This window comes from Nonomuraea sp. C10, from assembly GCF_008017515.1.
Classification (GTDB): Bacteria; Actinomycetota; Actinomycetes; order Streptosporangiales; family Streptosporangiaceae; genus Nonomuraea; species Nonomuraea ferruginea.
The window spans coordinates 2,693,866-2,708,704 of record NZ_VPFF01000001.1 but is presented as its reverse complement, the minus strand read 5'-3'; the positions used below and the strand labels follow the sequence as shown (position 1 = coordinate 2,708,704).

The following is a 14,839-nucleotide window of genomic DNA, read 5'->3' as shown; positions in this document are numbered from 1 at the left end:
CGCCCTACATCCCAGGCGGACTCAGCCGATGCGCCAGGTGTCGCCGCCCATCAGCAGACCGGCCAGATCACCCTGGCCCTTCTGTGCCACCGCTTCGTCGAGCTGGCTGGTCATCAGCGTGTCGTAGGCCGGGCGGTCGATCTGCCGGAAGATCCCGATCGGGACGTGGTCGAAGGCGGGTTCGTCCAGCCGGGACAGCGCGAACGCCACCGACGGGTCGGGGCTGTGCACGTCGTGCACCAGGACCCGGTCCTGCTCGACGCTGTCGCGGGGGACCACGTCCAGGCTGCCGTTCGCGGCCCGGATGACGGCCTTGGAGGCCGAGGCGATCGGCCGGCCGTGCTCCAGCTTCAACGTGATGTCGTCGCGCAGCTCGGGGTCTTTGAGTGGTTCGAAGGCGTTGTCGTTGAAGATGTTGCAGTTCTGGTAGATCTCCACCAGGGACGCGCCCCGGTGCGCGGTCGCCTCCCGCAACACCGCCTGCAGGTGCTTGCGGTCCGAATCCAGGGTGCGGGCCACGAACGACGCCTCGGCGCCGAGGGCCAGCGAGATCGGGTTGAACGGCTTGTCCAGTGATCCCATCGGGGTGGACTTGGTGACCTTGCCGACCTCGGAGGTGGGCGAGTACTGGCCCTTGGTCAGCCCGTAGATCCGGTTGTTGAACAGCAGGATGTTGAGGTTGACGTTGCGGCGCAGCGCGTGGATCAGATGGTTGCCGCCGATCGACAGGGCGTCCCCGTCACCGGTGATCACCCACACGCTCAGATCCGGCCGCGAGGCCGCCAGCCCGGTGGCGATCGCGGGCGCGCGGCCGTGGATGGAGTGCACGCCGTAGGTGTTGAGGTAGTACGGGAACCTGGAGGAGCAGCCGATCCCGGAGACGAACACGATGTTCTCGCGCTTGAGTCCGAGTTCGGGCAGGAAGCTCTGGACGGCGGCCAGGATGGCGTAGTCGCCGCAGCCCGGGCACCAGCGCACCTCCTGGTCGGACTTGAAGTCCTTCAGGCCCTGCTTCACGTCGGTCTTGGGCACCAGAGACAGGCCCTTGCCGTTGACGAGCCCGTCCATGTCAGTCACTGCCGTTCACCTGCTGATCATCACGGTCGATCACGTCCTGGATCACTGCGGCCAGTTCCTCGGCCTTGAACGGAAGCCCGCGCACCCGGTTGTAGCTGATGACGTCGACCAGGAACCGGGCCCGCAGCAGCAACGCCAGCTGACCCAGGTTGATCTCCGGCAGCAACACCTTGTCATAGCGCGCCAGGACCTCACCGATGTTGGCCGGCAGCGGGTTCAGATGCCGCAGATGCGCCTGGGCCACCTTCCCGCCCGCCGCCCGCACCCGCCGCACCCCAGCGGCGATCGCCCCGTAGGTGGAACCCCACCCCAGCACCAGCACCCGCGCGTCCCCATCCGGGTCGTCCACGGCCACGTCCGGCACGTCGATACCGGCCACCTTGGCCGCACGCAACCGCACCATCCGGTCATGATTGTCCGGATCGTAGGAGATGTTCCCGGTGCCGTCCGCCTTCTCGATACCACCGATGCGGTGCTCCAACCCCGGCGTGCCCGGGATCGCCCACGGCCGCGCCAGAGTCGCCGGGTCCCGCTGGAACGGCAGGAACGCGCCGTCCTGGCCGTTCGGCTCGGTCGTGAACGGCACACTGATGTCCGGCAGCGCGGCAACCTCCGGCAGCCGCCACGGCTCCGACCCGTTGGCCAGATACCCATCCGACAACAACATCACCGGCGTCCGGTAGGCCACCGCGATACGAGCCGCTTCCACCGCCGCGTCGAAACAATCCGAAGGCGACATCGGCGCGATGACCGGCACCGGCGACTCGCCGTTGCGGCCGAACAACGCCATCAGCAGGTCGGTCTGCTCGGTCTTGGTCGGCATCCCCGTCGACGGACCCGCCCGCTGCACATCCACCACGATCAACGGCAACTCCGTGGTGACCGCCAGCCCGACCGTCTCGGCCTTCAACGCCACCCCCGGCCCGGACGTCGTGGTCACCCCGAGCGCGCCACCGAACGCCGCACCCAGCGCCGCACCCACCCCCGCGATCTCATCCTCGGCCTGGAAGGTGCGGATGCCGAACTGCTTGTGCTTCGACAACTCGTGCAGGATGTCCGAGGCCGGAGTGATCGGATACGACCCCAGAAACAGCGGCAGTTTCGCCTGCACGGCGGCGGCGATCAATCCGTAGGCCAGCGCCTGGTTGCCGGAGATGTTGCGGTACACACCCGGCGCCAGCCGGGCCGGCTTCACCTCATACGAGACCGAGAACGACTCGGTGGTCTCGCCGAAGTTCCAGCCGGCCTGGAAGGCGGCGATGTTGGCCTTGGCGATCTCCGGCTTCCGCGCGAACTTGGTCTCCAGGAAGCTGATGGTCTGCTCGGTCGGGCGGTGGTAGAGCCAGGACAGCAGGCCGAGCGCGAACATGTTCTTGGCGCGTTCGGCGTCCTTCTTGCTGATGTCGACGTCTTCCAGCGCCTTGACCGTCAACGACGTCAAAGGCACGGAGTGCACCCGCCACTCGGCCAGCGACCCGTCCTCCAGCGGGCTGGCGGCATACCCGACCTTGGCCAGGTTGCGTTTGGTGAACTCGTCGGTGTTGGCGATGATGTCCGCGCCGCGCGGCAGATCCGAAAGGTTGGCCTTGAGCGCGGCGGGGTTCATCGCGACCAGCACGTTGGGGGCGTCGCCGGGGGTGAGGATGTCGTGGTCGGCGAAGTGCAGCTGGAAGCTGGACACGCCGGGCAGGGTGCCGGCCGGGGCGCGGATCTCGGCGGGGAAGTTGGGCAGCGTGGACAGGTCGTTGCCGAACTCGGCGGTGCCCGCGGTAAACCGGTCACCGGTGAGTTGCATGCCGTCACCGGAGTCACCGGCGAACCGGATGATCACCCGATCGAGCTGCCGAACCTGCTTGATCACAGCTCAGACCGCCTCGATGATCGTGGCGTTGGCCATGCCGCCGCCCTCGCACATCGTCTGCAGGCCGTAGCGCAGGCCGTTGCGGCGCAGGTGATGGACGAGCGTGGTCATCAGCCGCGCGCCGGTCGCGCCGAGCGGGTGGCCGAGCGCGATCGCGCCGCCGAGCGGGTTGACGCGATCGGCCGGGGCGCCGGTCTCCCGCTGCCAGGCCAGGACGACCGAGGCGAAGGCCTCGTTCACCTCGAACGCGTCGATGTCGCCGAGCTTGAGCCCGGCCCGGCGCAGCACCGCCTCGGTGGCCGGGATCGGGCCCGTGAGCATGAGCACCGGGTCCGAGCCGACGACCGCCATGCTGTGCACGCGGGCCAGCGGCGTGAGCCCGAGCCTCCGTACCGCGTCGCCGGAGGCGATCGCCAGCGCGGCGGCGCCGTCGGAGATCTGGCTGGAGGTGGCGGCGGTCAGCCGGCCGTCGGGGACGAGCGGCTGGAGGGTCGCCATCTTCTCCAGGCTGGTCGCGGGGCGCGGGCCCTCGTCGGCCTCCAGCCCGGCGACCGGGACGATCTCGCCGGCGAAGAGCCCGGCGCCGGCCGCCGCGGCGGCCCGCTGGTGGCTGGCCAGCGCGAACTCCTCCATGGCCGCGCGGCTCACGTCCCACTTGGCGGCGATCGTCTCCGCGCCGCGGAACTGGCTGATCTCCTGGTCGCCGTAGCGTTCCGCCCACTTGCGGCCGCCCCGGGGCATGCCCATGCCGGCGTCGGCGCCCACGATGGCGGAGGAGGCGATCGGGATCAGGCTCATCACCTCGACGCCGCCCGCCACCACGAGATCCTGCGCGCCGGACGCGACCGCCTGCGCGGCGAAGTGGACCGCCTGCTGGGACGAGCCGCACTGCCGGTCGACGGTGGTGCCGGGCACCGACTCGGGCAGGCCGGCGGACAGCGCGACGACCCTGGCGATGTTGGTCGACTGGGCGCCGATCTGGCTGACGCAGCCGAAGACGACGTCGTCCACGTGCTCGCCGGCGATGCCGGCGCGGTCCAGCAGCGCGGCCACGACCTCGGCGCCGAGGTCGGCCGGGTGGACGCCGGACAGTCCGCCGCGGCGGCGGCCCACCGCGGACCGCACCGCGCCGACGATGAAGGCTTCTCGCATGGTTTCTCCTGTCAACGTCCCTGCCACACGGGAGCCCGCTTCTCGGTGAAGGCGCGGGCGCCTTCGCGGGCGTCCTCGGAGGCACGGACGGGTTCCGATATCTCGCGCTGACGGTCGAACGCCTGCTCGGGCGGCCAGTGCGCGGACTCGGTCATGATCTTCTTGCTCGCCGAGACGGCCAGCGGGCCGTTGGCGGCCACCGCCCGCGCCAGTTCGAGCGCGGACGCGACCGCCCCGCCCTCGGGGACGAGCCGGTTCAGCAGGCCGTGGGCGGCGGCGTCGGCGGCGCTCAGCCGCCTGCCGGTGATCGCCAGCTCCATGGCCAGGTGGTAGGGCAGCCGGTGCTGCAGCCGCAGCAGCGCGCCGCCGGCGGCGACGAGCCCGCGCTGGACCTCGGGCAGGGCGAACACGGCCGACTCCGCGGCCACGATGAGGTCGCAGGCCAGCACGATCTCGAACCCGCCGGCCAGCGCGTAGCCCTCGACCGCGGCGATGAGCGGCTTGCTCAGGGGGCGCTCGACCAGGCCGGCGAACCCGCTCCTGGCCGTCGAGGGACGCTCGCCGCGCAGGAAGCCCTTCAGGTCCATGCCGGCGCAGAAGGTGCCGCCCGCGCCGGTGATGACGGCGGCACGCAGGCCGGGCGTCTCCTCGTACGCGTCGAGGGCCTGTTCGATGCCCTCGGCGACGGCGAGGTCGACGGCGTTGCGGGCCTGCGGCCGGTTGATGGTGATGAGCCGCACCGGGCCTTCGTCGGCCACCAGGACGGGGGCGCTCATCGGGGAGCCATCCTGATCGCGCCGTCGAGCCGGACCGTCTCGCCGTTCAGCATCGGGTTGGCGATGATGTGCTCGGCCAGGGCCGCGTAGTCGGCGGGGTCGCCGAGCCTGCTGGGGTGCGGCACGGCCGCGCCGAGCGAGGCGCGCACCTCCTCCGGCAGCCGGCCGAGCATCGGGGTGTCGAACACGCCGGGGGCGATGCTGCACACGCGGATGAGCCGCCGCGACAGGTCGCGGGCCGCCACCAGCGTCATGCCCACCACGCCGGCCTTGGAGGAGGCGTAGGCGACCTGGCCGATCTGGCCCTCGTAGGCGGCGACGGAGGCGGTCAGCACGCACACGCCGCGCTCGCCGTCCACCGGCTCGGTGGCGGACATGCGGGCCGCGGCCAGCCGGATCACGTTGTACGAGCCGATCAGGTTGGTGGTGACGATGCGGGTGTAGTCCTCCAGCGAGCCCGGGGCGCCTTCCCTGTCGACGACGCGGACCGTGCCGCCGCGGCCGGCGCAGTGCACGAGCGCGCGCAGCGGGCCGAGTCCGGCGGCGGCGTCGAGGGCCGACGTCACCTGCTCGGGGTCGGTGACGTCGGCGGGCGCGAACCGGCAGCCGAGGTCCGCCGCCACCTGCTCGCCGGGCGAGCCGGGGAGGTCGGCGATGACGACCTTCGCGCCGCCCCAGGCGAGCCGGGTCGCGGTCGCCAGGCCGAGCCCGGACGCGCCGCCGGTGACGAGCGCGACGGATCCTTCCACTTTCACGGTGATGAACTCCTGTTCACAGACGTTCGACGATGGTCGCGTTGGCCATCCCGCCGGCCTCGCACATGGTCTGCAGGCCCCAGCGCCCGCCGGTGCGGCGCAGGTTCCACAGCATGCTGGTGAAGAGCCGGCTGCCGGACGCGCCGAGCGGGTGCCCGAGCGCGATGGCGCCGCCGACCGGGTTCAGCACCTCGTCGGCGACCGGGTACTCGGCCTGCCAGGCCAGGGGCACCGGCGCGAACGCCTCGTTGACCTCGGCGTGGTCGATGTCCGCGAGGTCGAGCCCGGCCCGCTCCAGCACCGTGGCGGTGGCGGGGATGGGGGCGGTGAGCATCGTCACCGGGTCGTCGCCGCACACCGAGAAGGCGTGGAAGCGCGCCAGCGGGGTCAGGCCGAGGCGCTCGGCCCGCTCCTCGCTCATCACCAGCACGGCGCTGGCGCCGTCGGTGATCTGCGAGGAGTTGCCGGCGGTGACCCGCCAGCCGATCTCCGGGAAGCGCCGGGCGGCCTCCTCGTCCTGGAAGGAGGGCTTGAGCCCGGCCAGCCGCTCGGCGGTGGTGCCTGGCCTGATGGTCTCGTCGCGGTCGACGACGGTCCCGCCGGGCACGGTGATCGGCACGATCTCGTCGCGGAAGTGTCCCGCGTCGGCCGCGGCGGCGGCCCGGTGGTGGGAGCGGGCCGAGTAGGCGTCGAGCGTCTCGCGCTCCAGCGCCCACTTGGCGGCCACGAGCTCCGCCGCCACCCCCTGGGAGACCAGGCCGGGCGCGTACCGCTCGGTCACCGAGGGCCCGTACGGGTCGCGGCCCATCCGCGCCGACCCCATCGGCACCCGGCTCATCGACTCCACGCCGCCCGCGACGACCACGTCGTAGGCGCCGGCGAGCACGCCCTGGGCGGCGAAGTGCAGCGCCTGCTGGCTGGATCCGCAGCGGCGGTCGATGGTGGTGGCGGGCACGTGCTCGGGGAACCCGGCCGCGAGCCAGGCCATACGGCCGGGGGTGACGGACTGGTCGGCCGCCTGGCTGACGCAGCCGACGATCACGTCCTCGACCGTGCCGGGGTCGATGCCGGTACGGTTCACGAGCCCGGCCAGCACCTGGGCGAGCAGCTCGACGGCGTGCAGCTCGGAGAGCGCGCCGCCGGGCTTGCCCTTCCCCATCGGGGAACGGACCGCGTCGACCACCACGGCTGTCCTCATGAGGTCTTCTCCAGCTCGTCGTCGGGGGTGGTCCAGCGGGGCGGGCGCCGGTCGAAGAACGCCTGGGTGCCCTCGCGCAGGTCGCCGCCGAGGAAGAACGGCAGGTTGAGGAACTGGGCGGCGTCCAGCGCCTGCCCGGCCGGCATGTCGGAGAGCAGGGTGAAGGCGCGCCTGCCGAGGCGGACGGCCGCCGGGCTGACCGCCTCGAACTTGGCCGCGTACGCGTCCAGCCCTTCCATCAGGCCGTCGTGGTCGGGGTAGACCTTGCTGACGAAGCCGAGCCGGTGCGCCTCGTCGGCGTCGATGCTCTCTCCGGTCAGCATCATCTCCAGCAGCCGCTTGCGGGGCAGCGACCTGGCCAGGTGCGCCACGATGATCATCGGGAAGAGCCCGATCTTCACCTCGGGCATCGCGAACCGGGCCTTCGGCGTGGCCAGGATGACGTCGCACATCCCGGCCAGGCCCATCCCGCCCGCGTAGGCGGGCCCGTGGACCGCGGCGATCACCGGCTTGGGCGCCTCCAGCATGAGCCGGTGCAGGTCGACGATGGCGCCGGGCCACAGGTACGCGTCCTCGACGTCGCCCTCGGCCAGCTCCCGCATCTGCCTCAGGTCGCCGCCGGCGCAGAACGCGTCCCCGTCGCCGGTCACCGCGACCGAACGCACCTGCGGGTCGGCGAACAGGCCGAGGAAGGCGTCGCGCAGCCCGGCCGCCGTCTCCTTGTCCAGGGGGTTGCGCTCTTTGGCGCGGTTCAGCGTGACGAGCCCGAGGCTGCCGCGCCGGGTCACCAGGATCTTCTCGCCGCTGCTCATCGGCTCTCCTCCGTCTCGCCGAGGACGATCAGTGCGTCGACCGCGACCGCGCCGTGGCCGGCGGGCCTGACGAGCACGGGGTTGAGGTCCAGCTCGGCGATCCGGTCCGCGTGGTCGGCGCCGAGCCTCGACAGGGCGCTGACGGTGTCCGCCAGGGCGTCCACGTCGGCGGGCGGGGCGCCGCGGAAGCCGGTGAGCAGCTTCCGGCCGCGCAGCTCCGCGATCATGTCGCGGACCTCGCCGGGCTCCACAGGGGCGGGCCGCAGCACGGCGTCGGAGAGCAGCTCGGTGAGCACTCCCCCGCTGCCCAGCAGCACGAACGGGCCGAACTGGGGGTCCACCACGATGCCGGCGATCATCTCGACGCCGTCGGTGATCTGCTGCTGCACGAGCACGCCCTCGGGGGCGTCGCCGAGGTGTGCCCGCGCGCGGGCGTCGATCCCCTCGTACGCGGCGCGCACGGCGGCGGCGCCGGCCAGGCCGACCTCGACGCCGCCGATCTCGGTCTTGTGCGGGACGCGGGCGTCCGCGACCTTGAGCACGACCGGGTATCCGATCCGCTCGGCGTGCGCCACCGCGTCGTCCGCGCTCGTGGCCAGCGCCTCGGCGGGGACGGCGACCCCGTACTCGGCGAGCAGCGCCTTGGCGGCCGCCTCGTCCAGCGGGCCGGCGCCGCCGGGCAGCGCGCGCGAGGCCGCCTGGCCGGACTCCCCGGTGCGGGCCGCCGGGCCGGTTCCCGCCCCACCAGACTCCCCGATGCGGATCGCCGGGACGGTTCCCGCCCCACCGGACTCCCCGGTCCGGGCCGCCGGGCCGGTCTTCCTGGTGCGGGCGCGTTCGGCGCCGCGCCGGTAGGCGGCCAGCGTGCGGACGGCGGTGAACAGCTCGCCCGCCGAGGTGAAGACGGGGATGTCCGCCTCGGCGAACGCCGCCTTCTCCTCGTCGTTGGGCTCCCCGTCCATGGAGTAGATCGCGAGCGGGGTGCGCTCCTTCGGCGCGGCGGCCGCGGCGATCCGCTCGGAGGCTCGCCGCCCGGCGTCGCCGGTCAGCTCCTTGCGCGCGTACACGACCGTGGAGACGGACGGGTCGGCGTCGAAGGCGGTGTAGGCGGCGGTGGCCAGGCCGCTGTCCCTGGCCACCTCGCCGGTCAGGTCGCACGGGTTGATGGCGGTGCCGAAGGCCAGCAGCTCCTCCAGCTCGGCGGTGGCCGCCGGGCCGAGGTCGGGCACGGTGACGCCGGAGCGGGCGGCCCGGTCGGCGAGCGCGCCGGCCTGCCCGCCGGAGACGGACATGATGGCGACGCCGTCGTCCTGGGGCAGCCCGCGTGACAGGTAGAACTTGGCGACGGCGACGACCTCGCTGAGCTCGTCGACCCTGATGATGCCGAGCGAGTCGAAGACCGCCTGGTAGATCTCGTCGGCGCCGGCCAGCGCGCCGGTGTGCGCGGCGGCCCGGCGGGCGGCCTGCTCGGTCCTGCCGACCTTGATGAGCACGATCGGCTTGCCCAGCTCGGCGGCCAGCTCGGCGACCTTGACGAAGTCGTCGGGACGGCGGATGGCCTCGACGAACGAGACCACCATGGAGACCTCGGGGTCCTGCAGGGCGACGGACAGGTAGTCGGCCAGGCCCAGGTCGATCTCGTTGCCGGCGCTGGCGTACAGCCGGGTGCCGATGCCCTCCTCCTTGAGCCGCATGATCAGGGAGGCGGCGGTGGCGCCGCTCTGGGTGATCACCGCGACCCGGCCGGGCTCGACGCCCTGGCCGAAGATGGGCTGGATGGTGGCGAGCGCGCCGGTGGCCAGGTTGCCGACGCCGTCGGTGTTGGGGCCGACGATGCGCAGCCCGCTCTCGCGGGCGGCGGCCAGCATCTCGCGTTCCATGGCCCGGCCGTCCTCGCCGGTCTCGCCGAAGCCCTGCGAGGGCAGCACGGCCACCTTGACGCCGGCGGCGGCGCAGTCGCGTACGGCCTGGACGGTGTTCTTGGCGTTGAGCGCGATGACCGCCAGGTCGACGGGCCCGCCGACGTCGGCGAGCGAGGCGACGCAGGGCACGCCCTCGATCTCGCTGCGGGACGGGTTGACCGGGTGCACGCCGCCCGCGAAGCCGTACTGGACGAGCAGGCGCAGCGGCCACCAGCTGAGCGTGCCGGGCTTGCTCGACGCGCCGATCACGGCGACGGACCGGGGGTTGAAGAGCGTCTGGACGGCGGGTTCCGCGCCGGTGACGGTGATCACGCGACCGCCTCCGGCCGCGGTCCCGTCGGGTAGGTGGGGACGTCCTCGGCGGCGGTGATCTCCATGCGCAGCAGCCAGGCGTACATGGTCTTGCCCAGGTGGTCCGAGCGCAGCGAGCGGGTGCCCCCGCCGTCGAGCGCCCCGGTGAGCACGAAGTTGAGCGCCTTGATGCCGGGGATCTCGTAGCGGGTGACGGTGCCGCGCACGAGGGAGCCGTAGTGCTCCTTGACCCGCTCCTCGGTGAGCTCGCTCTTCAGCGTGGCGTAGCCCGCGTCGTCGTAGGCGACCAGGCCGACGTTGCACACGTCGCCCTTGTCGCCCGAGCGGCCGTGGGCGATGTCGGCGACCCTGATGTTCGCCATCTCAGACCTCCAGAATGTCGACGGCCGCGGTCACGTGCTCGCGGGGGATCAGGCAGGGCCAGAGCGAGAACAGCTCCTTCAGCGGCGGGCGGGTGCCGATGCCGCCCACGCCGGCCGGGCCGTTGTTGTACAGGGGGACGCTCTCGGTGAAGACCTTGCGCGCCTCGGTCTCGTCCGGGCAGCGGGCGGCGTAGCGCACCACGAGCTCCAGCAGGTCGTCGTCCGCCGGGTCGGGCTCGGCCACCCGGTCGCCCCACATGGAGTTGCGCCCGACGTACTCGATCTGCACGTCGTCGGACTTGAAGCCGGCCCTGTCGAGCCGGTTCTCCAGGAACTCGATGCCGCGCCGGGCCTTGGCGTAGGCGTCGGGCCAGGTGTAGGTGAACTGGACCTCGCCGATGAAGCCGGCCCGGTAGCCCATGTTGACCTTGAGCGTGTCGGGGCGGGCGCGGCCGGTGCCGCCGGTGATGCGGACCTGGTCCGGGCCGACCTCGGTGAGGCGGACGCCGGAGAAGTCGGCCGTGACGTCGGCGGTGAGGTAGTTGGCCGGGTCGAGGATCTCGTACACGAGCTGCTCGCTCACCGTGCCGATGTCCACCCTGCCGCCGCTGCCGGGGGTCTTGGTGATGACCGCGGTGCCGTCCTCGCTGACGTCCGCGATGGGGTAGCCGAGGTTCTCCAGGCCGGGGGTCTTCCACCAGCCGCCGTCGTAGAGGCCGCCGGTGGCCTGGCCGCCGCACTCGATCGCGTGCGCGACGACGGTGGCCATGCCGAGCCGCTCCCAGTCGTCGGCGGCCCAGCCGAACTCGTGCCGCAACGGCCCCAGGTAGAGCGCGATGTCGGTGACCCGGCCGCAGATGACGATGTCGGCGCCCTGCTCCAGGGCCGTCACGATGCCGTCGGCGCCGGTGTAGACGTTGGCGTGGGTGAGCCTGTCACGGACCGAGGAGAGAGGCTCCCCCGTGTCCATGTTGGTGAACGAGACGCCCTGCGCCATCAGCCGGTCGATGTCGCCGCTGATGTCGTCGCCGGTCACCACGGCGATGCGGACGCCGGTCAGGCCGAGGTCCTTGCACAGCTCGGCGACCCGCTCCGCGCAGGCGCGCGGGTTGGCGCCGCCGGCGTCGGTGATGACCTTGACGCCGTTGGTCACGCACTGGCGGATGCTCAGGCGCAGCAGGTCGAGCACATCACGCGTGTAGCCGTACTCGGGGTTGCGGGACCTCTGCTTGCTCAGGATCGACATGGTCAGCTCGGCCAGATGGTCGCAGCAGAGGTAGTCGATCTCCCCGCGCTCCACCATCTGGACGGCGGGGAGCACGCTGTCCCCCCAGAAAGCCATACCCGCACCCAGTCGGACTGTCTTCACTCGCTGCTCCCCATCACGATCTCACTTGATGCTAATCTTATGCATAGATTCGGCCGCGTCAATCGGTCAGCCTCATCGAATTTCTCCTGGTGGCGGGCTTGCGTGGCGCCGCCGCGGCCGGGGGACGCGCGGCGGCACCACGGTCATTGGAGGCCCAGGAGGCCCGCCAGGTTCCCGCCGAGGATCGCGGCCTCGTCCTCCGGCGGCAGGCCCAGCGCCCGCACCGCCGCGATCTCCGTGGCCGGGTCGGTCATCGGCCAGTCGGAGCCGAACACCACGCGATCGGCGCCGTGCCTCTCGATGATCTTCCGTACCCGCTCGGGCGGCAGGCTCCCGAGGCTGGGCGGCCAGGACGTCTCCAGCACCGCCCCGGAGCCGGCCACGACCTCCTCCGCCTCCTCCAGCCGGTGGTAGCCGCCGAAGTGGCAGGCGATCAGGGTCAGCCCCGGGATGCGCTCGGCCAGGGCGGGGATGTGCCGCGAGGCGCCCCGCTCGTTGGCCGCCTCGTCGCCGCCGGCGCCCACGTGCGTGATGACGGCGATGCCCTCCTCGGCCAGCGCGGACAGCAGCTCCACCACCCGGGAGTCGCCCAGCGACAGCTCCTGGAACAGCGGGTGCAGCTTCACGCCGGGGATCCCGTTGTCCTTCAGCGAGGCGAGGTTCTCCTCCACCGTCAGGTCCGGGTGGACGGTGCCGAACGGGATGAACCTGGTGCGGTCGATGCCGCCGATGAACCGGTTGGTGCCGGCCACGTGCCTGGCCACGTTGGCCACGGCCAGGCAGACGGCCAGGTCGATGCCGGCCGCGTCCATGGTGGCCCGCAGGCCGTCCAGGGTCCCGTCGTGCACCGGGTCCAGGCCGACCGGGCGGTCGGCCAGCACCTTGCGGGCGATCTCGTCCGGCCAGACGTGCGCGTGCGCGTCGATGATCATGTGGCGAGCTCCTTGACCAGCTTGCGGGAGAGCGAGTCGAAGATGACCTCGGTGGCGCCCTCGTAGACGCGCATCGGCCGGGCCGCACGGTAGAGCCGCTCGATCTTCGACCCCCGGACCAGCCCGAACCGGCCCATCACCTGGACGCACCGGTCGACCACCCGACCGGCCGTCTCGGTCGCCGCCACCTTGGCCATCGAGGACAGGTGCAGGCTGCCCAGCGGGTCGCGGGCGGCCGCCGCGGCGGCCCGGTAGGTGAACGCGCGGGCCATCTCGATCTCGGTCCACGACCTGGCGAGCTGGTCGGCCACGGCGCCGAGCTGGATGAGCGGCCGGCCGAACTGCTCGCGGTTCGCGGTGTGCACGGTGGCCTCCTTCAGCGCCGCCTGCGCGGTGCCGACCGCCGCGGCGGCCACCGACACCCGGAAGGTCGCCAGCGTGGCCAGGCCGAGCCGCATGCCCTTGCCGGGCTCGCCCAGCCGCCACGACCGGGGCACCCGGACCCCGTCCAGCACCACGTCGCCCAGGACGTGCGGGGCGATGATCTGGTGCGGGCGGGTGGTGGTCAGGCCGGGCGTGTCCGCGGGCACCAGCACCATGGACAGGCCCGCCTCCTCCTTGCCCAGCACGCAGTAGAAGTCGGCGTCGCCGCCGTTGGTGATGAACGACTTGTGACCGCCGACCACCAGCTCGTCGCCGTCCTCGGCGACGGTGGTGGCGGTGCCGCGCAGGTCGGAGCCGATGTCCGGCTCGGTCAGCCCGAGCGCGGCGATCGCGTCCAGCGCGGCCACCCGGGGCAGCCACCGCTCGCGCAGCTCGGGCGTGCCGCCCCTGGCCAGCGCGTAGCTGCCGATGCCCTGCATGGCGAAGAGCGAGTCCAGGTGCGCGCTCTCGGCGGCCAGCTGCTCGCGGACGACGGCGACGGCCAGCGGGTCGAGGTCCGCGTACCGGCCGCCGTACTCGGCGGGCACGCACACGGCGGCCAGCCCGCTCGCGGCCAGCGCCGCGCGCATCGCCGGGTCGATCGCGTCGGCCTCGTCCGCCTCGGCGGCCAGGTGCGCGACCGACGCGGCGAGCGCCGCGGCCTCCTCGCGCAGCCCGTGGTAGCGCTCGGGCAGCTCGAACTCGGCGCCGCTCATCGGGCGACCGCCGGACGCTGGTCGAAGCCGCGCCCGAACAGCTCGGAGGCGATCCTGACCCGCTGGATGGCGGGCGTGCCGCCGGCGATGGCCCAGCCGTGCGCGTCGCGGTGCAGCGCCTCCAGGCCGAACTCCTCGGTGTAGCCGTTGCCGCCGTGCATCTGCATGCCCAGGTCGGAGACCCGCTTGCCCATCTCGTTGGCGAAGCACTTGGCCAGCGACACCTCCAGCGGGTCCGGCAGGCCGCGGCCGGCGTTGCCCGCCGCCCGGTAGATGAGCAGCCGCGCGGCCTCGACCTGGAGCGCCATGTCGGCGACGGTCATCTGCACGTTCTGGAACTCGACCAGCGTCCGGCCGAACTGCTTGCGCTCCTGCACGTACGCGACGGCGCGGTCCAGCGCGGCCTGCCCGAGGGCCAGGCTCATGGTGGAGTTGCCGAGCCGCTCGATGGAGAAGACGCCGAACAGGTCGCGGAACCCGCCGGGCCCGACCACCAGGTTCTCGGCGGGCACCCGGGCGTCCTCGAAGATCAGGTCGGCGGACGGGATGGTGCGCCAGCCCATCAGCCGCTCCCGCTGCCCGAACGACAGGCCGGGCGTGTCGGCGGACACGATGATCGCGCCGATGCCCTTCGACCCGGGCGCGTCACTGAGCCTGCAGTAGAGCAGGTAGTGGTCGGCGTGGCCGCCGTTGGAGATCCACCGCTTGGTGCCGTTGATGACGTACTCGTCACCCTCCAGCCGCGCCCGGGTGGTCATGTCGGTGGCGGCGGAGCCGGCGTCGGGCTCGGAGATGCCGATGGCCATCGTCACCTCGCCCGTCACCACCTTCGGCAGGTACTTCTGGCGCTGCTCCTCGGTACCGAAGAACTCCAGCACCCGGGCCGGGCCCACGTTCGCCTCGAACACCTGGAACGCGGCGGAGCGGCACTCCTTGGCCAGCTCCTCGATCACGATCAGGGCGTCCAGCAGGGTGCCGCCCGCGCCGCCGTACTCCTCGGGCAGGGCCAGGCCGAGGAAGCCCAGCTCGGCCAGGCGCGTCACCTCCTCGGCGGGCAGCGGCGCGCGCTCCAGGTCCCACTGCGCGGCCTTGGGCGCGTACACCTCCTTGGCCACCTTCGCGGCGACCTCGCGCAGGTGGAGTTGCTCATCGCTGAGCCGAAAACCGTTCAC

13 protein-coding genes are annotated in these 14,839 nt (G+C 72.5%); all 13 read right to left on the bottom strand.

Annotated elements, in window-relative coordinates; translation table 11 throughout:
- Window positions 1–21: 21 nt before the first annotated feature.
- Window positions 22–1,068 carry a 2-oxoacid:ferredoxin oxidoreductase subunit beta gene (locus tag FR742_RS12330; protein WP_148034492.1) on the bottom strand — a complete coding sequence of 349 codons (1,047 nt, stop codon included), beginning with the start codon at window positions 1,066–1,068 and terminating at the stop codon, window positions 22–24.
- Between the two features lies 1 nt (window position 1,069).
- Window positions 1,070–2,938, bottom strand: a complete 1,869-nt coding sequence (locus tag FR742_RS12325; RefSeq protein ID WP_148031095.1) for a 2-oxoacid:acceptor oxidoreductase subunit alpha — start codon at window positions 2,936–2,938, stop codon at window positions 1,070–1,072.
- 3 nt (window positions 2,939–2,941) lie between these two features.
- The gene (locus tag FR742_RS12320; protein ID WP_148031094.1) at window positions 2,942–4,090 is read right to left on the bottom strand and encodes an acetyl-CoA C-acyltransferase; all 1,149 of its coding nucleotides are present in this window, start codon (window positions 4,088–4,090) and stop codon (window positions 2,942–2,944) included.
- Window positions 4,091–4,101: 11 nt separating this feature from the next.
- Entirely contained in the window at window positions 4,102–4,866 is a 765-nt protein-coding gene (locus FR742_RS12315; RefSeq protein WP_148031093.1) for a crotonase/enoyl-CoA hydratase family protein, read from the bottom strand.
- Window positions 4,863–5,621 (bottom strand): SDR family NAD(P)-dependent oxidoreductase, encoded by a 759-nt coding sequence (locus tag FR742_RS12310; protein ID WP_148031092.1) that lies wholly within the window; start codon window positions 5,619–5,621, stop codon window positions 4,863–4,865. Before FR742_RS12310 ends, FR742_RS12315 begins: the two co-directional genes overlap by 4 nt.
- Before the next feature lie 16 nt (window positions 5,622–5,637).
- A complete protein-coding gene (locus tag FR742_RS12305; protein ID WP_148031091.1) occupies window positions 5,638–6,819 on the bottom strand; it encodes a thiolase family protein in 1,182 nt (393 codons plus the stop codon).
- The gene (locus tag FR742_RS12300; RefSeq protein WP_148031090.1) at window positions 6,816–7,631 is read right to left on the bottom strand and encodes an enoyl-CoA hydratase/isomerase family protein; all 816 of its coding nucleotides are present in this window, start codon (window positions 7,629–7,631) and stop codon (window positions 6,816–6,818) included. Before FR742_RS12300 ends, FR742_RS12305 begins: the two co-directional genes overlap by 4 nt.
- On the bottom strand, window positions 7,628–9,865 hold the full coding sequence (locus FR742_RS12295) for an acetate--CoA ligase family protein (RefSeq protein WP_187281123.1): 2,238 nt from the start codon (window positions 9,863–9,865) through the stop codon (window positions 7,628–7,630). The genes FR742_RS12300 and FR742_RS12295 overlap by 4 nt, the downstream gene beginning before the upstream one ends.
- Complete coding sequence (locus FR742_RS44490; RefSeq protein WP_187281122.1) at window positions 9,862–10,227, bottom strand: hypothetical protein; 366 nt, start codon at window positions 10,225–10,227, stop codon at window positions 9,862–9,864. Before FR742_RS44490 ends, FR742_RS12295 begins: the two co-directional genes overlap by 4 nt.
- A gap of 1 nt (window position 10,228) precedes the next feature.
- Complete coding sequence (locus FR742_RS12290) at window positions 10,229–11,569, bottom strand: acyclic terpene utilization AtuA family protein (protein WP_148031088.1); 1,341 nt, start codon at window positions 11,567–11,569, stop codon at window positions 10,229–10,231.
- Between the two features lie 170 nt (window positions 11,570–11,739).
- Window positions 11,740–12,528, bottom strand: a complete 789-nt coding sequence (locus FR742_RS12285) for an amidohydrolase family protein (protein WP_148031087.1) — start codon at window positions 12,526–12,528, stop codon at window positions 11,740–11,742.
- Complete coding sequence (locus FR742_RS12280; RefSeq protein ID WP_148031086.1) at window positions 12,525–13,667, bottom strand: acyl-CoA dehydrogenase family protein; 1,143 nt, start codon at window positions 13,665–13,667, stop codon at window positions 12,525–12,527. Before FR742_RS12280 ends, FR742_RS12285 begins: the two co-directional genes overlap by 4 nt.
- Window positions 13,664–14,839 carry an acyl-CoA dehydrogenase family protein gene (locus FR742_RS12275; RefSeq protein ID WP_148031085.1) on the bottom strand — a complete coding sequence of 392 codons (1,176 nt, stop codon included), beginning with the start codon at window positions 14,837–14,839 and terminating at the stop codon, window positions 13,664–13,666. Before FR742_RS12275 ends, FR742_RS12280 begins: the two co-directional genes overlap by 4 nt.